The sequence below is a fragment of the Streptomyces sp. NPDC034111 genome (genome assembly GCF_055575375.1).
In genome coordinates, this window is the sequence record NZ_JBVIST010000001.1 from 1,101,270 (window position 1) to 1,117,431 (window position 16,162).

General features: G+C 71.0%; 13 protein-coding genes. 5 read left to right on the forward strand and 8 right to left on the reverse strand.

Going from position 1 to position 16,162, the window contains the following annotated elements:
• The first annotated feature begins 14 nt into the window (after nt 1–14).
• Complete coding sequence (locus ACZ55A_RS04900) at nt 15–656, forward strand: superoxide dismutase (RefSeq protein WP_468833560.1); 642 nt, start codon at nt 15–17, stop codon at nt 654–656.
• A gap of 125 nt (nt 657–781) precedes the next feature.
• Here the strand turns inward: ACZ55A_RS04900 and ACZ55A_RS04905 are convergent, their stop codons facing one another.
• The gene (locus tag ACZ55A_RS04905) at nt 782–1,426 is read right to left on the reverse strand and encodes a mycothiol-dependent nitroreductase Rv2466c family protein (protein WP_468833565.1); all 645 of its coding nucleotides are present in this window, start codon (nt 1,424–1,426) and stop codon (nt 782–784) included.
• 133 nt (nt 1,427–1,559) lie between these two features.
• On the opposite strand from ACZ55A_RS04905, the gene pepN (ACZ55A_RS04910) reads away from it, so the two are divergent.
• Both pepN (ACZ55A_RS04910) and ACZ55A_RS04915 read left to right on the forward strand, forming a co-directional pair.
• The gene (gene pepN / locus ACZ55A_RS04910; protein WP_468833572.1) at nt 1,560–4,148 is read left to right on the forward strand and encodes an aminopeptidase N; all 2,589 of its coding nucleotides are present in this window, start codon (nt 1,560–1,562) and stop codon (nt 4,146–4,148) included.
• 124 nt (nt 4,149–4,272) lie between these two features.
• Entirely contained in the window at nt 4,273–5,295 is a 1,023-nt protein-coding gene (locus ACZ55A_RS04915; RefSeq protein WP_468833577.1) for a hypothetical protein, read from the forward strand.
• Nucleotides 5,296–5,317: 22 nt separating this feature from the next.
• On the opposite strand, the gene ACZ55A_RS04920 is transcribed toward ACZ55A_RS04915, so the two are convergent.
• Complete coding sequence (locus tag ACZ55A_RS04920; RefSeq protein ID WP_468833582.1) at nt 5,318–7,063, reverse strand: TIGR03767 family metallophosphoesterase; 1,746 nt, start codon at nt 7,061–7,063, stop codon at nt 5,318–5,320.
• Between the two features lie 406 nt (nt 7,064–7,469).
• Here ACZ55A_RS04920 and ACZ55A_RS04925 point away from each other — a divergent pair, with 406 nt between their 5' ends.
• Nucleotides 7,470–8,501 carry an aspartate-semialdehyde dehydrogenase gene (locus tag ACZ55A_RS04925; protein WP_468833590.1) on the forward strand — a complete coding sequence of 344 codons (1,032 nt, stop codon included), beginning with the start codon at nt 7,470–7,472 and terminating at the stop codon, nt 8,499–8,501.
• Nucleotides 8,502–8,590: 89 nt separating this feature from the next.
• Here the strand turns inward: ACZ55A_RS04925 and ACZ55A_RS04930 are convergent, their stop codons facing one another.
• Together ACZ55A_RS04930 and ACZ55A_RS04935 are read right to left on the reverse strand one after the other, a co-directional pair.
• Nucleotides 8,591–9,112: a DUF1203 domain-containing protein gene (locus ACZ55A_RS04930; protein ID WP_468834673.1), complete on the reverse strand. Its 522-nt coding sequence runs from the start codon at nt 9,110–9,112 to the stop codon at nt 8,591–8,593.
• 132 nt (nt 9,113–9,244) lie between these two features.
• Entirely contained in the window at nt 9,245–9,475 is a 231-nt protein-coding gene (locus tag ACZ55A_RS04935; RefSeq protein ID WP_468833597.1) for a ribbon-helix-helix domain-containing protein, read from the reverse strand.
• A gap of 112 nt (nt 9,476–9,587) precedes the next feature.
• Between ACZ55A_RS04935 and pepN (ACZ55A_RS04940) the strand changes: the two genes are divergently transcribed.
• Nucleotides 9,588–12,173, forward strand: coding sequence for an aminopeptidase N (pepN, locus tag ACZ55A_RS04940; protein WP_468833603.1), 2,586 nt, complete (start codon nt 9,588–9,590; stop codon nt 12,171–12,173).
• A gap of 70 nt (nt 12,174–12,243) precedes the next feature.
• Here pepN (ACZ55A_RS04940) and alc read toward each other — a convergent pair whose 3' ends face one another.
• The 4 genes from alc to ACZ55A_RS04960 all read right to left on the reverse strand — a co-directional run bounded on the left by alc (nt 12,244) and on the right by ACZ55A_RS04960 (nt 16,053).
• Nucleotides 12,244–13,398 (reverse strand): allantoicase, encoded by a 1,155-nt coding sequence (alc, locus tag ACZ55A_RS04945; protein ID WP_468833608.1) that lies wholly within the window; start codon nt 13,396–13,398, stop codon nt 12,244–12,246.
• A gap of 131 nt (nt 13,399–13,529) precedes the next feature.
• Nucleotides 13,530–14,480, reverse strand: coding sequence for a LysR family transcriptional regulator (locus tag ACZ55A_RS04950; RefSeq protein ID WP_468833614.1), 951 nt, complete (start codon nt 14,478–14,480; stop codon nt 13,530–13,532).
• A gap of 56 nt (nt 14,481–14,536) precedes the next feature.
• Entirely contained in the window at nt 14,537–15,514 is a 978-nt protein-coding gene (locus ACZ55A_RS04955) for an acyl-ACP desaturase (RefSeq protein WP_468833621.1), read from the reverse strand.
• 290 nt (nt 15,515–15,804) lie between these two features.
• Nucleotides 15,805–16,053 carry a hypothetical protein gene (locus ACZ55A_RS04960; protein ID WP_468833629.1) on the reverse strand — a complete coding sequence of 83 codons (249 nt, stop codon included), beginning with the start codon at nt 16,051–16,053 and terminating at the stop codon, nt 15,805–15,807.
• Between the last annotated feature and the right edge of the window lie 109 nt (nt 16,054–16,162).

The following is a 16,162-nucleotide window of genomic DNA, read 5'->3' on the forward strand; positions in this document are numbered from 1 at the left end:
GAGGCGGGATCGGCATGGCGACCTACACACTTCCGGAACTCCCCTACGACTACGCGGCACTGGCCCCGGTCATCAGCCCCGAGATCATCGAGCTGCACCACGACAAGCACCACGCGGCGTATGTGAAGGGCGCGAACGACACCCTGGAGCAGCTCGCCGAGGCGCGCGACAAGGACCAGTGGGGCAGCATCAACGGCCTGGAGAAGAACCTCGCGTTCCACCTCTCCGGCCACATCCTGCACAGCATCTACTGGCACAACATGACCGGTGACGGCGGCGGTGAGCCGCTGGAGAAGGACGGGGTGGGCGAGCTGGCCGACGCGCTCGCCGAATCCTTCGGCTCGTTCGCCAAGTTCAAGGCCCAGCTGACCAAGGCCTCGGCCACCACCCAGGGTTCCGGCTGGGGCGTGCTGGCCTACGAGCCGGTCACCGGCCGGCTGATCGTCGAGCAGATCTACGACCACCAGGGCAATGTCGGCCAGGGCTCGGTGCCGATCCTGGTCTTCGACGCCTGGGAGCACGCCTTCTACCTCCAGTACAAGAACCAGAAGGTGGACTTCATCGAGGCCATGTGGCAGGTCGTGAACTGGCAGGACGTGGCCAGGCGGTACGCCGCCGCCAAGGAGCGCGCGAACAACCTGCTGCTGGCGCCGTAGCGGCCCTCACACGTCCTGCCTCGTGATCGTCTTCTCACCCTTCACGCGGGCAGGCGGAAGAACGGAGCGCCCCCGCACGTCCGATACGTGCGGGGGCGCTCCCATGGGTGCGGCCGGAAGGGCCCTCAGTCGAAAATCGGCCCCTGGGTACGCGTCCGCTTGATCTCGTAGAAGCCGGGGATGGACGCCACCATCAGCGTGCCGTCCCAGAGTTTGGCGGCCTCCTCGCCCTTGGGGGCGGGGGTGACGACCGGGCCGAAGAAGGCGATCTGGTCGCCGTCGGAGCCGGGGACCGCGATGACCGGGGTGCCGACCTCCTGGCCGACCAGGTCGATGCCCGCCTTGTGGGAGGCGCGCAGCTGGGCGTCGTAGGTGTCCTTGTCGGCGTACTCGATCAGATCGGCGGGCAGGCCCGCGTCGTCGAGGGCGGCGGCGATGCTCTCGGGGTTCACACCGAGGCCCTCGTTGTGGAAGCGGGTGCCGAGCGCGGTGTAGAGCCTGCCGACGGCCTCGTCGCCGTGCAGCTGCTGCGCGGCGATCACCACACGGACCGGGCCCCAGGCCTTGCCGCCGGGGCGCATGTTCTCGCGGTACTCCTCCGGCAGCTGGTCGAGCTTGTCCTCGTTGAGGACCGCCAGGCTCATCACATGCCAGCGCACCTCGACCGGGCGGACCTTCTCCACCTCCAGCATCCAGCGGGAGGTCAGCCAGGCCCAGGGGCACAGGGGGTCGAACCAGAAGTCTGCCGGGGTCTTCGCGGTGTCGGACACGGGTCTGGTCTCCTCATGAGAGCGGTGCGGCGTCGGTTATCGGACGTGCTGTTACGCGGACGGTTCAACCGTCGGCGGGCGTGCCATGATTCCCCGTGTTCGATATTCGAGACGAGGACGAGGGAGTCACGTCGTGCCAGGTGAGAATCTGTCCCGGGACGAGGCACGTCAGCGGGGCCGGCTGCTGAGCGTCGACGGCTACGACGTGGCACTGGATGTCCGCTCAGCGGTCGGGCAGGGGGCCGACGCGGCCACCTTCCTCTCCCGTACGGCCATCCGCTTCCGCTGCTCCGAGCCCGGCGCCTCGACCTTCGCGGATCTGCTGGCACCTGAGGTCACCTCCGTCACCCTCAACGGCCGGAAGCTGGACCCGGCCGTGGTCTTCGACGGCACCCGGATCACGCTGGACGGCCTGGCCGCCGAGAACACCCTGGTCGTCGAGGCGCTGTGCGCCTACAGCCGCACCGGCGAGGGTCTGCACCGCTTCGTGGACCCCGAGGACGGCGAGGTCTACCTCTACACGCAGTACGAGCCGGCCGACGCCCGCCGGGTCTTCGCGAACTTCGAACAGCCCGACCTGAAGGCCCCGTTCACCGTCGAGGTGACCGCGCCCGAGGGGTGGGTGGTGCTGAGCAACGGCGCCCAGGAGGGCGAAGCCGAGGAGGGCAGGCACCGGTTCGCCACGACCCAGCCGATCTCCACCTACATCACCGCTGTGGTCGCCGGCCCGTACCACTTCGTCTCCGACACCTACCGGCGCACCTTCGAGGACGGCACCGAGCTGGAGATCCCGCTCGGCGCGCTGTGCCGCAAGGGGCTGGCCAAGCACTTCGACGCGGATGACGTGTTCACCGTCACCAAGCAGGGCCTGGACTTCTTCCACGACCACTTCGACTTCCCCTACCCCTTCGGGAAGTACGACACCGCGTTCGTGCCCGAGTACAACCTCGGCGCGATGGAGAACCCGGGCTGTGTCACCTTCCGCGAGGAGTTCATCTTCCGCGGGAAGGTCACCGAAGCGTCCTACGAGCGCCGGGCCAACGTCATCCTGCACGAGATGGCGCACATGTGGTTCGGCGACCTGGTGACCATGCAGTGGTGGGACGACCTGTGGCTCAAGGAGTCCTACGCGGACTTCATGGGCGCCTTCGCGCTGGTGGAGGCGACCCGCTTCACCAACGGATGGATCACCTTCGCCAACCGCCGTAAGTCCTGGGCCTACCGCGCCGACCAGCTGCCCTCCACCCACCCGGTCACCGCCGACATCCGTGACCTGGAGGACGCCAAGCTCAACTTCGACGGCATCACGTACGCCAAGGGCGCCGCGGTGCTCAAGCAGCTGGTGGCCTATGTCGGGCAGGACGCCTTCCTGGAGGGCGCGCGGCGCTACTTCAAGCGGCATGCGTACGGCAACACCCGGCTCGCGGATCTGCTGACGGTGCTGGAGGAGACGTCCGGGCGGGACATGACGGCCTGGTCGCGGTCCTGGCTGGAGACCGCGGGCGTCAACGCGCTGACCCCGCAGGTCACTTATGACGCCGAGGACCGGATCACCGAGCTGGGCATCCTCCAGGAGGCGGCGCCCGGGCACCCTGAGCTGCGCCCGCACCGGGTCGCGGTGGGTCTCTACCGCCGCCAGGAGGGCGGTACCGCGCTGGTGCGCTACGCCCGCGCCGAGGTGGATGTGGCCGGCCCGCGGACCGCGGTGCCGGAGCTGGCCGGGCTGGAGCGGCCCGAGCTGATCCTCGTCAACGACGAGGATCTGACGTACTGCAAGGTGCGGTTCGACGAGGGATCGCTGGCCACCCTGCGGGCCCGCCTCGGCGAGCTGACCGACCCGATGGCGCGGGCGCTGTGCTGGGCCGCGCTGTGGGGTCTGACCCGTGACGGGCTGATGCCGGCCCGCGACTACCTCGATCTGGTGCGGCGGTTCGCCGGCCAGGAGACCGACATCGGCGTACTTCAGTCGCTGCACGGCCAGGCCGAGACGGCGCTGGAGCACTACTCCGCACCGGACCGCCGGGAGCTCGCCGCCCGTGAGCTGGCCGAGGGCGCGCTGCGTGAACTGCGGCTGGCCCCGCCCGGCAGCGGTCATCAGCTGACCTGGGCCCGGCACTTCGCCGCGATCGCCGCCACGCCCGCCGACCTCCAGCTGCTCCAGGGTCTGCTGGACGGTACGGCGAAGATCGACGGCCTGGAGGTGGACCAGGAGCTGCGCTGGGCGTTTCTCCAGCCGCTGGCCGCGCACGGGGTCGCGGACGAGGCGGTGATCGCCGCGGAGCTGGCCCGTGACGACACCGCGTCCGGCAAGCGCCACCAGGTGCGCTGCCTGGCGGCCCGGCCCTCGGCCGGGGTCAAGGAGCAGGCCTGGGCGGACGTGGTGGAGTCCGATGCGCTCTCCAACGCCCTGGTGGAGGCGACCATCTCCGGGTTCGCGCAGCCCGGGCAGCGTGAACTGCTGGCGCCGTTCGCACCGCGCTACTTCGCGGCGATCGAGCGGGTGTGGCAGGAGCGGTCGATCGAGATCGCGATGGACGTGGTGCGCGGGCTGTTCCCGGCGTGGCTGGTGGAGCAGTCCACGCTGGACGCCACGGACGCCTGGCTGGAGGGGCACGCGCAGGCGGCGCCCGCGCTGCGCCGGATGGTGCTGGAGGAGCGCGACGATCTCGCCCGGGCGCTGCGCGCACAGGCTTGTGACGCCGGAGCCGGGACACGGCCGTAACCACCGGTGCGACCAGCCTTTTTCGGCAGTCGAACGCCCGTACTTTAGCCCAGGATTGTCCGGTTTGTGATACGGGCGTGTAACAGCGGTTAGGGGGAGGATCGTGCGCGGGAATCGCCCAGGCATGAACCACGAAACCCCGCTCTCCCCCCTCCCCCTCCACCACCTCACCGAACTCCGCTGCCGGGTGCTGACCACCCGTCAACTGCGCGAGCACGGCGTCCCGGCGGCGGAGCTCACCGAGCGCTGCCGCCCCGGCGGCTGCTGGCAACAGGTCCTCCCGGGCGTCTATCTGCTCCATCCCGGCCCGCCCACCAGCGAGGAAAGGCTGCACGCGGCGCTGCTGTACGCCACGCAGCGGGGGCCGACCGTGCCCCGGCAGGGCTCCCCCGCCGGCGACGCCCCGGCAGCGATGATCACCGGTCCGGCCGCGCTCGCCCTGCACGGCTTCTCCGAGACTCCCCCGCTGCTCGCCCTGGACCGGATCGAGGTACTGGTCCCGCGCACCCGGCGGCTGCGCTCGACCGGCTTCGTACAGATCGTGCGGGCGGCCGACCTGCCCGTCCCGCAGGAGGTCACCGGGGTGCTGACCGCGCCGGTGCCGCGGGCGCTGGCGGACGCGGTCGCCGGGATCGGCGAGGCCTCGGCGGTACGCCGGCTGCTGACCGAGGCGGTACGCGGCGGGCACTGCGAGGCGGCCGCGGTGGTCCGCGAGCTCAGCCGGGCCCGGCTGCTGACCCGGCCCCATGTGGTCGACGCGGTCGACACCCTGCTCGCCGAGGGCCGGGCACGGGCCGAGCAGCAGCTCTATGCGATGGTGCGCGAGCACGGGCTGCCCGAGCCGCTGTGGAACGTCGAACTGCGGCTGCCGGGCGGGCCGCACCTCGGCGGGGTGGACGCGTTCTGGCCGGAGCACTCGGTGGCCATGGAGATCGACACCCGTGCGCCGCGCCCCGAGGACGACCCGCTGCACTCGGCCTTCGACCAGAAGCGCGAGCACCTGGAGCGGCTGGGCATCACCGTCGTCCGCTGTCTGCCGCGCACCCTGCGCAGAGCCCCCGAGCAACAGGCCGCGGTGGTCCGTACGGCGCTGATGGCGGCACCGGACCGGGGACCCGGCGCGTATGTGGTGGTACTGCCGCGCTGAGACCCGGGTCCGGTCCGGTCCGTCAGCGCCGCTTGAGCAGCAGCTCGACGTTGCGGTCCCGGGCGGTGCCCACCAGGTCCGTACGGGCCTCGGGGGCGTTGAAGGACAGCTCGCGGTAGAGGGCGGCCAGCCCGGTCTGCGAGAGGTCGGTGAAGTCCGTGCGGTGCGGGGCGGCCGATTCGACCAGGGTCGTGATCAGCGACAGCGTCCCGTCGTGGTTGTCCACCAGCTCGATGACCCGGGCCAGCTGCGGGAAGTCTATGTGCGAGGCGGTGGAGACCTCCCAGAAGCTGCCGTGCGCGGTGATGTCGTTCTTGTGGCTGTGGCCGTTGATCCAGCCGACCACGCTCGGGTGGGCGGCCAGCAGCTCGACCAGCTCCGCACCGCCGTACCGCTTCTCGTTCGGGTGGGCCGGGTCGGGACGGGTGTTGTTCATGGTCTTGCTGGTGTGGTGGCTGAAGACCAGGACATGCGCCTTCTCGCCCTTCTCGTTCGCCTTCAGCGTCCGCTCCAGCCAGCGCAGCTGCGCCTCGCCGACCGAGCCGGTGTAGTGGCCGCCGGGGTCGGTGGTGTCCAGGCTGATGCCCAGGACGTCGTCGGAGACCCGGAAGGTGTAGTAGAGGCGGTCCTCCGCCAGGTTCGCCGCGGTGTAGCCGTGACCGTGCGGGCCGGGGCCCTTGTGCGCCGGGTCCAGGTGGGCGCGCAGGTACTCGGCGCGGGTGAACGGGGCCCGGCGCGGGTCCGGGGTGATCCTCCTGGCCTGCTTGGCGTGGGTCTTCAGCAGCCGCTTGAAGTCCTCGCCCTTGGGGTCGAGGCCGTTCTTGACCGCCGTCCAGACCTTCGCGGCCTCGGCGGCGGGCAGCGTCTCCAGCTTGCGGCCGCCGGTGGCGAGTTCGGTCCAGAAGGGGTCTCCGGGGGCGTAGCAGCCGCCGGGCAGCGAGTCATGGTTACCGACCGTCGAGTACCAGGGGAGCCGCAGCCCCGGGCTGTGCACGGTGCGGATCGCGGCGTCCAGGAACCCGTGCAGCTGCGGGAAACCCAGCTTCTTGTCGGCGTCGCGCAGCGGGCTGTCCGGCTGCCAGTACAGCTTCAGTCCGCTGTCCTGGACACCTTCGTAGCGCCGCGGGTCACCGGAGTTGGGGGTGATCCGGCCGCCGCTCATCGCGGTCAGGAACCACTCCAGCTCCAGCTTGGAGTTGTTGTCGGTGTTGTCGCCGGTGGTCATCACGAAGGACAGCGGGGCGCCGGTGGCGGGCCCGCCGGGCAGCGCGTTGACCCGCTCGATCAGCGAGACCACGCCGGCCACGGACAGCGCCTCCTGCGGCCGCCAGGCGCTCGCGGTCTCGGCGCGCAGATACTCGTAGCGCAGCGGGCTCTGCACATCGACCAGGTGCAGATCGGTGAACTGCACGAAGGACGCCAGCGCGGTCCGCCGCCGCTCGCGGCCGCCGTGCGCGGTGGCCAGCTCGGCGCGCACCACCCGGTCCCAGGCGGGGCCGTCGGCGAGCCGGCGGTAGCCACCGCTGCCGCGCGGGGAGGAGACGCTGCCGAGGGTGGTGCCCCTGGTGTACGGCACCCGGGGCACGGCGGGGGCCTCGACGGACACCGGCGCGGCGGGGGCCGGGCCGGGTGCGACGGTGGCGGCCTGCGCCGCCCGGTCGGGGCCGACGCCGAAGGTCAGCCCGATTCCGGTGGCGGCGCCCACGGCACCGGTGGCGGCGAGGAACGTACGGCGGTCGAGAGTGGCGGCGGACCGGATACGGGACATACGCGAGGCTCCCCGGGTGCGAACGCGAAGGCGGCCAGGGCACGACAACTGCCCTGTCACCAGGGATGGTTGGCACCGGGGGTGACCTGCGCGTGAACACCACCGCAACGCGGAGAACCCATCACCGCACAGGGAGCCGCCGGCCACCGGCCGGTCATGGAGCCCTGCCCGGGGGTGCGAACGGCGGTCACCGCGCGTTCACTCTGCGGGGTATCCCCCTCACTCACCGCCGCGCGCCCGGCACACTCCGTACCCGACCGGCGACGGTCCGCGCTCCTCGCGCCCCGCGACCCTCCACAGAATGGAATGGATTGGACAAGGCGACGGGTGTCACACACATGATGGAGGCACTACTGAGCAGGTGTTCTGAGCAGACACCTATGTCAGGCCAGAAAGAAGGAGTCCCATGAGGGTCGGAATCGTCGGAGCCACCGGACAGGTCGGCGGCGTGATGCGGGGCATTCTCGCCGAGCGGAACTTCCCGGTCGAGCAGCTGCGGCTGTTCGCTTCGGCCCGGTCCGCCGGACGGACGCTGCCGTGGCAGGACACCGAGATCACCGTCGAGGACGCGGCCACCGCCGACTACTCCGGGCTCGACATCGTCCTCTTCTCGGCCGGCGGCGCGACGTCCAAGGCGCTGGCGGAGAAGGTCGCCGACGCGGGCCCCGTCGTGATCGACAACTCCTCGGCCTGGCGTCGTGACCCCCAGGTCCCGCTGGTCGTCTCCGAGGTCAACCCGCACGCGATCACGGACCGCCCCAAGGGCATCATCGCCAACCCGAACTGCACGACCATGGCCGCGATGCCGGTGCTGCGCCCGCTGCACGACGAGGCCGGGCTGGTCTCGCTGGTCGTCTCCACCTACCAGGCGGTCTCCGGCAGCGGTCTGGCCGGTGTCGAGGAGCTGGACGGCCAGGTCCGTAAGGCCGTCGAGCAGGACGCCACCAAGCTGACCCACGACGGCTCGGCCGTGGAGTTCCCGGCGCCGGACAAGTACGTCCGCCCGATCGCCTTCAATGTGCTGCCGATGGCCGGCTCGATCGTCGACGACGGTCTGGGCGAGACCGACGAGGAGCAGAAGCTCCGCCACGAGAGCCGCAAGATCCTGGAGATCCCGGAGCTCAAGGTGTCCGGCACCTGCGTCCGCGTGCCGGTCTTCAGCGGCCACTCGCTCCAGGTCAACGCCCGTTTCGCGCGTCCGATCAGCCCCGCCCGCGCGCAGGAGCTGCTGGCCGGCGCCCCCGGCGTCACCCTCTCCGAGGTCCCCACCCCGCTCCAGGCCGCCGGCCAGGACGCCTCCTTCGTGGGCCGCATCCGCGCCGACGAGACCGTCGAGCACGGCCTGTCGCTGTTCCTCTCCAACGACAACCTCCGCAAGGGCGCGGCGCTCAACGCCGTCCAGATCGCGGAGCTGGTCGCAGCGGAGCTGCGCGGCTGACCGCACCACCGCAGGCCGGGGCCCGTACGGAGTAATTGCTCTCCGTACGGGCCCCGGCCTTTTCCGGGCCTTTCCCGGGCCGCCGGCGGTCAGCTCCGCCGCACCTCGTAGAGAAAACAGCCGTACTCCACGGCCCGTACGTGCACCAGCACCACCTCCGGGTCGGCGAAGGCCTCGTCCAGGGCGGCATCGATCGCCGCTTCCGCGGCCTCCGGGATCTCCAGGAGCCGGCCGCCGGTGATCTGTCCACCGGCGTTGTAGCGCCGCAGCGTACGCAGTGCGCCCGGCCGCGCCATCGGATATCCCTCGGCGCGCCCGTCCGGCCCGCCGCACTCCTCGGCGTGGATGAACACCGGCCCCTGCTCGTCGTACGCCCCGGGCCTGGCCCCGCTCTCCCGCGCCCAGCGCCGCAGCGGCGCGTACGAGACCAGCGCGACCGGCTCCTCTGCCCGGATCGCCCGCAGACAACAGCGCGCCAGACTGCCGACGCAGTCCACCGGCGCCCCGTCCTCGCGCGCGAGGTACGGCGCGGCCGGCCGCCCGGCGTCATCGGTGTCGCGGAGTTCCTTGAGCGTGGCGGGCGGGATGGGAAGCGGGGCGTAAACCGTCATAGGAGTCGTCATGCGTCCAGCGTCGGCCGCGGGCGCGCTGCACGCCGGCGGGATTCCGACGGCGCAGTCGGCCGCCGGTCAGAGGGCCAGTTGCCGCCGGATCGCGGTATCGATCTCCCACCCAGGTGGATGTCACCTCGCCTCACCGGCGATTCCGTCCCCGCTCGTCCGCTCCCACAGGGCCGCGTCCTCGCTCGCGTCCCACTCCTCGAAGGCCTCCGTGTACTGCGCCTCGAGCTCTGCGACGCGCAGCAGCGCGATGGCGGTGTGGATCACAGCGGACCGGGACCCGGCTTCTGTTCTCGTCGCGTACTCGTCGAGGAAGGCGAGGTCCTCCTCCGGCAGGCTCACGCTGATCTTCATGTCCTGACGCTACTCAGCGTGCTGCCTCACATACCACCCCCCTCCCGGACAGCTGACCGTGGAAGGATGACGGAAACGCCGCATACGAGGACGCTTACGAGGAGATGACCTGGTGCCTGGCACGAATCTGACCCGCGACGAGGCGCAGCAGCGGGCGCGACTGCTGACCGTGGACGCGTACGAGATCGACCTCGACCTCTCCGGTGCGCAGGAGGGCGGTACGTACCGGTCCGCGACGACGGTGCGTTTCGATGCCGCGGAGGCGGGTGCCGACTCGTTCATCGATCTGGTGGCGCCGGCCGTGCACGAAGTGGTGCTCAACGGCGAGGCGCTGGATCCGGGCGAGGTGTTCAAGGACTCGCGGATCGCGCTGGCGGGGCTGCGGGCCGGCCGCAACGAGCTGAAGGTCGTCGCGGACTGCGCGTACACGAACACGGGTGAGGGGTTGCACCGGTTCGTCGACCCGGTGGACGAGCAGGCCTATCTCTACACGCAGTTCGAGGTGCCGGACGCCCGGCGGGTGTTCGCGTCCTTCGAGCAGCCGGACCTGAAGGCGACCTTCCAGTTCACCGTGAAGGCGCCGCAGGGCTGGACGGTGATCTCCAACTCTCCGACGCCGCAGCCGGGCGGCGAGGACGGCACCGTCTGGCGGTTCGAGCCGACGCCGCGGATCTCGACGTACATCACCGCGCTCATCGTGGGCCCGTACCACAGCGTGCACAGCACGTATGAGAAGGACGGGCGGACGGTGCCGCTGGGGATCTACTGCCGGCCTTCGCTGGCCGAGCACCTGGACGGGGACGCGATCTTCGAGGTCACCCGGCAGGGCTTCGACTGGTTCCAGGAGAAGTTCGACTACGCCTACCCGTTCGCGAAGTACGACCAGCTCTTCGTGCCGGAGTTCAACGCCGGTGCGATGGAGAACGCGGGCGCGGTGACCATCCGCGACCAGTACGTCTTCCGCTCGAAGGTGACGGACGCGGCGTACGAGGTGCGCGCCGAGACGATCCTGCACGAGCTGGCGCACATGTGGTTCGGCGACCTGGTCACCATGGAGTGGTGGAACGACCTCTGGCTGAACGAGTCGTTCGCCACCTACACCTCGATCGCCTGCCAGGCCTACGCGCCGGGCTCGAAGTGGCCGCACTCGTGGACCACGTTCGCCAACTCCATGAAGACCTGGGCGTACCGGCAGGACCAGCTGCCGTCCACGCACCCGATCATGGCCGAGATCCGGGATCTCGACGATGTGCTGGTGAACTTCGACGGCATCACGTACGCCAAGGGCGCCAGCGTCCTCAAGCAGCTGGTCGCGTACGTCGGCATGGAGGAGTTCTTCAAGGGCGTGCAGACGTACTTCAAGGCGCACGCCTACGGGAACACCCGGCTGAGCGATCTGCTGGGCGCGCTGGAGGAGACCTCCGGCCGCGATCTGAAGACCTGGTCGAAGAAGTGGCTGGAGACGGCCGGTATCAACATTCTGCGGCCGGAGATCGAGGTGGACGCGGACGGTGTGATCACCGCGTTCGCGGTCCGGCAGGAGGCCCCGGCGCTGCCGGCCGGCGCGAAGGGCGAGCCCGTTCTGCGGCCGCACCGGATCGCCATCGGCGCGTACCGTTTGCAGGACGGCAAGCTGGTCCGCACCGAGCGGATCGAGCTGGACGTGGACGGCGAACTGACCGCCGTACCGCAGCTGGTGGGCACGCCGCGGCCGGCCGTCGTCCTCCTCAACGACGACGATCTGTCATACGCGAAGGTCCGCCTGGACGAGGAGTCGCTGAAGGTCGTCACCGAGCACCTCGGGGACTTCACCGAGTCGCTGCCGCGCGCCCTGTCCTGGGCGTCGGCCTGGGACATGACCCGGGACGCCGAACTGGCCACCCGTGACTATCTGTCCCTGGTCCTGTCGGGCATCGGCAAGGAGTCCGACATCGGCGTCGTGCAGTCGCTGCACCGCCAGGTGAAGCTGGCGCTGGATCTGTATGCGGCACCGGAGTGGCGCGAGAGCGGTCTGGCGGCCTGGACCGAGGCGGCGCTGGAGCACCTGCGGGCGGCCGAGCCGGGCAGCGACCACCAGCTGGCGTGGGCCCGCGCGTTCGCCGCGTCGGCCCGTACGGACGCCCAGCTCGACCTGCTCCAGGGCCTGCTGGACGGCAGCCAGGAGATCGCAGGGCTGGCCGTGGACACCGAGCTGCGCTGGTCGCTGCTGGAGCGGCTGGCCGCCACCGGCCGGGCGGACGAGAAGGCCATCGCGGCGGAGCTGGAGCGGGACAAGACCTCGGCGGGCGAGCGGCATGCGGCCACCGCGCGGGCGGCGCGTCCGACCGCGGAGGCGAAGGCGGAGGCCTGGGCCTCGGTCGTGGAGTCCGACAAGCTCCCCAACGCCGTGCAGGAGGCCGTCATCGGCGGCTTTGTGCAGACCGACCAGCGGGAGCTGCTGGCGCCGTACACCGCGAAGTACTTCGACGTGGTGAAGGGCATCTGGGACTCCCGTAGCCATGAGATGGCCCAGCAGATCGCGGTCGGCCTCTACCCCTCGCTCCAGGTGTCCCAGGAGACGCTGGACGCCACGGACGCCTGGCTGGCCTCGGCCGAGCCCAGCGCGGCGCTCCGCCGGCTGGTCACCGAGTCCCGCGCGGGCATCGAGCGGGCCCTGAAGGCCAGGGCGGCGGACGCGGCGGCCGGCGCGGCGGAGTAGTCGCGGGTCGCGGACGGATCGCCGGCTGCCGGGCCCTTCGCCTTACGGGGCCCGGCAGCCGAGGGACCGGTCAGCCGCTGAGCTCGTCGAAGCGGCGGACGAGTGCGGCGCGGCCGGTCTCGGTGAGATCGCCGTGCAGCCGCATCCGGGCCAGGCCGCCGTCGGGGAACACATCCAGTCGTACGTGGGTGGCGGTGACCCGGCGCGGCAGGGCGAAGCGGTGCGGGGTGTCGGGCTGGAGCCTGGTGCGGGGCAGGATCTCGAACCAGGACGCACCGTCCGCCGGGTCCGCCGACTCCGCGTCACAGCCGTACAGCGCGGCCCAGCCCGCGGAGTTGCCCTTGAGGTAGGCGGTGTCGATCTCCACCGCGCGGATCTCGCCCTGCGCGGCGAGACGGAAGCGCACCCAGTCGTGGGTGCCCTTGACCCGGCGCCGGCGGTTCTCCCAGCCGTCGTCCATCTTGCGGGACAGATCGGGCTGGATGATCTGGGTGGGCGAGGAGTAGAAGCGGTCGGAGGCGTCCTCGACGGTGCCGCCGTGCAGCACGGAGGCCAGGTCGAGGGTGCCGAGCACATCGAGCCACTCCGGGTCCGGGACGACCTCGCCGTGGACCCGGAGGCGGGCTATGCCTCCGTCGGGGTGCTGCTTGAGGCGGAGGTGGGTGAAGCGGCGTTCGACGGTGACCTCGAAGCCGTTGGCGGCGTGGCCGCGGACCGGCGTGCGCGGGACCAGCTCCTCCCACTTCACGTCGTCGGCGAGGAGTTCTCCGGGGCCGGGGCTGCCGGGCAGCGCGGTCGCCTCGACGGTGACCTGCTGCGGGTAGTTGCCCCGGAAGTGGGCGGTGTCGACGATGAGGCCGCGGATCACGCCGGGGGCGGCCAGGCGGATCAGCGCCCAGTCGTGCTCGTCGTCGGCGGGAAAGGGGTGGTCACCGTCGGTGCCGCGGCGGCGCCGGGTCTCCCAGCCGTCCATGATCTTGCCCTTGTGGCCGAAGTGCTCGGGGTCGAAGACCGCCGGGCCCGGCTTCAGCAGGTTCTCCCGCTCGGCGAAGAACTCGTCGTTCGCGGCGATCACTCCGGCGCCGAAGCGGCGGTCGGCGAGATCGACGAGCGAGGTGAAGGGGAAGTCCCCGCCGCGGTAGTCGGCGTAGGGGTCTCCGCCACCGTACGGGTCGGCGTCGTTGGCGTGCGGATCAGTGGTGTCGGCGGCCGGGGTGGTGGTCATCGCTGCCCTTCGAGGTGTCGGGTGGTGCGGACCGGTCCACGGTCGCAGCGGAGCACCCCACAGGTCCATCGAAAGTTTTTGGACTTTATGTTCAGCCAAGCTGAATGGTTGGCTGTCGATGCGGCGCGGTTTCAGCCGGCTTGCGCGTCCGCCCGCGCCGCGGCGGCGGCCGCCTCCCGGAGCGCGGCCAGCACCCGGGACAGCCCAGGCGCCCCTTCGGAGCCGCGCCGGACGGCCGCCACCACATGGCGGCGCGGCTGGTCGGCGTGGAGCACCCGCAGCGCGACGGCGCCGCCCCGTTCACGGCCGAGCGCGCCGAGCCCGCCCGCCATCGCCATCCGGGGCACCAGCGCCACCCCCATCCCCGCCGCGACCATCGCCCAGATCGCGCTCCAGTCGGCGGCGGCGTGCGCCTGCTCGGGCACGAACCCGGCGTTCTCACACGCGGCGGTGGTGATCTGCGACCAGGGCCCGCTGCTGCCGAAGATCCACGGCTCGCCCGCCAGGTCGGCCAGCCGCAGCCCGGGCTCACCGGCCAGCGGATGCCCGGCCGGCAGCGCCACGTCCAGCGGATCGGCGAGCAGCGTGACCCGGCTGAACTTGGGGTCGCGCGGGGTGGGGGCGTGCGCCGCCAGCGACAGCGCCAGATCGACGCTGCCCTCCGCCAGCAGCTCGTACGCGGCCTCCGCCTCCGCCTCCCGTACGGCCACCGACAGGCCCGGACGGTTACGGCGCAGCCCCTGGACGGCGGGCACCACCAGCGCCGGGATGGCGGTGGAGAACGCGCCCACCCGGACCTCGCCCGCCTCACCCTGGAGGTAGTCGAGCAGCTCCGCGTCCGCGCGCTCCAGTTGGGCGAAGACCGCCTCGGCGTGCCGCAGCACCAGCTGCGCAGCGTCGGTCAGCCGCACCCGCCGGCCGTGGGCCTGAAGAAGCGTGACCCCCAGCGCCTTGGCCAGCCCGGTCAGTTGCTGGGAGACCGCCGAGGGCGTCATGTGCAGCGCCTCGGCGGTCGCGGTGACCGTGCCCAGCTCTTGGAGGGTGCGCAGGATGCGCAGCTTCTTGATGTCCCAGTCGGCCATGCGGGCAGCGTACGGGCCTGCCCGTACGCTGCCCGCGGGACGCTACTCGCAGGCTCCTACTTGCGGGCCTGCCGGCGGGCGAGGATGGCCGCCTGCCGCTCGTCGAACTTGCGCGCCTGGGCGTCCAGACCGTTCATGAAGAGCCCCAGCTCCTCCTGCGCCGCCAGACCCGCCGGGCCCAGACCGCTGATCTCCAGCACCTTGAGGTAGCGCAGCACCGGCTGGAGCACGTCGTCGTGGTGGATCCGCATGTTGTAGATCCCGCCGATGGCCATCCGTGCGGCGGCCCGCTCGAAGCCGGGCATGCCGTGGCCGGGCATCCGGAAGCCGGTGACCACATCGCGCACCGCGCACATGGTCTGGTCGGGGGCGAGCTCGAACGAGGCACCGAGGAGGTTGCGGTAGAAGAGCATGTGGAGGTTCTCGTCGGCGGCGATCCGGCCCAGCATCCGGTCGCAGACCGGGTCGCCAGAGTGGTGGCCGGTGTTGCGGTGCGAGATCCGGGTGGCGAGCTCCTGGAAGGCGACGTACGCCACCGAGTGCAGCATGCTGTGCCCGTTGTCGGACTCGAAGCCCTCCGACATATGGGCCATGCGGAACCGCTCCAGCTCGTCGGGGTCGACGGCCCGGCTGGTGAGCAGGTAGTCGCGCATCACGATGCCGTGCCGGCCCTCCTCGGCGGTCCAGCGGTGCACCCAGGTGCCCCAGGCGCCGTCGCGCCCGAAGAGAGTGGCGATCTCGTGGTGGTAGCTGGGGAGGTTGTCCTCGGTGAGGAGGTTGACCACGAGGGCGATCCGGCCGATGTCGCTGACCTTGGACTGCTCGGGCGCCCAGGCTTCGCCGTCCTCCAGCACGCCGGGGAAGTTCCGCCCGTCGCTCCAGGGGACGTACTCGTGCGGCATCCACTCCTTGGCGACCTTCAGGTGCCGGTTGAGTTCCTTCTCGACGACCTCTTCGAGTGCGTAGAGCAGCTGGGCGTCGCTCCAGGCGGCCTGGCCGCGCTCTCCGTTATGGCGGGCGGGGGCGATGGTCACGGGGGAACTCCTGCGGGGACGATGACCTACGGGGCCGTAGGTTTGACCTACGGCTGCGTAGGTTACGTCATCGTAGGTTAGGAGCGGTTAAACGTTCCGGCCGCTCAAATCGGCCGAAAATTGCGCGATAGCCACCTCGCAACCCGTTTTTCACCTGCGGAAATATCCGGGTACGACAAAGGGCGCCGCTCGGTTCTTGTAACCGAGCGGCGCCCTTGAGGCGTCGCGGGGGCCGGCGTTCGGGACGGCCCCGGACCCTGGGGACCCCGCTCAGGGGGCCGCCAGGGAAGTCAGCCCTTGGACTTGGACTGCTTGCCGGACTTGTCACCGAGGACGACCAGTCCGGCGATGACCAGGAAGAGCACGATGGGGGCAACGACATAAAGGCCGAGCGTCTCGGCCACGCCGATGCCCGGACCGGGGTCGTCACCGTCGTCGGGGATGAGCGCGAACGCGGGGGACGACATCATCAGCATCAGCGCGGTGCCGGCGGTGATGGTTCCGGCGCGCAGGGCATTCTTCTTGACCTTGTGGCTCACGGAGTCAAAATATCGGACGCCCCGCCGCCCCGCGCGCCCGGGGTGGCGCAATGGCGCCTCGGTCCCCTGGCGCCCCGGCCGCGGAGCGCAACGGGCGCCTCGGTCCCCT

What these genes read in the sequence shown, in the direction of transcription:
- alc (WP_468833608.1), bottom strand. Translation starts at nt 13,398, where the DNA reads ATGACCACCACCCCGGCCGCCGACACCACTGATCCGCACGCCAACGAC.
- ACZ55A_RS04915 (WP_468833577.1), top strand. Translation starts at nt 4,273, where the DNA reads ATGAACCACGAAACCCCGCTCTCCCCCCTCCCCCTCCACCACCTCACC.
- ACZ55A_RS04925 (WP_468833590.1), top strand. Translation starts at nt 7,470, where the DNA reads ATGAGGGTCGGAATCGTCGGAGCCACCGGACAGGTCGGCGGCGTGATG.
- ACZ55A_RS04900 (WP_468833560.1), top strand. Translation starts at nt 15, where the DNA reads ATGGCGACCTACACACTTCCGGAACTCCCCTACGACTACGCGGCACTG.
- ACZ55A_RS04935 (WP_468833597.1), bottom strand. Translation starts at nt 9,475, where the DNA reads ATGAAGATCAGCGTGAGCCTGCCGGAGGAGGACCTCGCCTTCCTCGAC.
- ACZ55A_RS04930 (WP_468834673.1), bottom strand. Translation starts at nt 9,112, where the DNA reads ATGACGGTTTACGCCCCGCTTCCCATCCCGCCCGCCACGCTCAAGGAA.
- ACZ55A_RS04950 (WP_468833614.1), bottom strand. Translation starts at nt 14,480, where the DNA reads ATGGCCGACTGGGACATCAAGAAGCTGCGCATCCTGCGCACCCTCCAA.
- ACZ55A_RS04920 (WP_468833582.1), bottom strand. Translation starts at nt 7,063, where the DNA reads ATGTCCCGTATCCGGTCCGCCGCCACTCTCGACCGCCGTACGTTCCTC.